Source organism: Bradyrhizobium sp. Kon10 (assembly GCF_055807395.1).
Window position 1 is genome coordinate 1 of sequence record NZ_JBVVOZ010000423.1, and the last position, 233, is coordinate 233.

The 233-nt window shown below is 63.5% G+C and carries 1 protein-coding gene; it reads right to left on the minus strand.

Features of this window, described 5'->3' with window-relative positions:
• Window positions 1-82: 82 nt before the first annotated feature.
• Window positions 83-233, minus strand: a 151-nt coding sequence (locus tag AC0L2O_RS37600; RefSeq protein ID WP_473373296.1) for an SDR family oxidoreductase, incomplete at its 5' end; no start/stop codon positions are given.

Here is a 233-nt window from a genome sequence, read left to right on the forward strand (position 1 = left end):
GGCAGTGCAGTGCGGGCAGCTCAGCGATCTGCGGCGTCATCACCCTGACAGCAGCCAGCACGAGTGGGGACAGCCAGTGCACCTAATGGGCGGTGTAGGCTCCGTCCACCAGATGGTAGCTCCCAGTGATAAAGCTGGCCTGATCGGACAACAGGAAGCACACAAGAGCCGCTACCTCTTCCGGTTTGCCGCGTCTGCCCATCGGCTGAAGGGCTGCCATGCGCCGCGTGGCT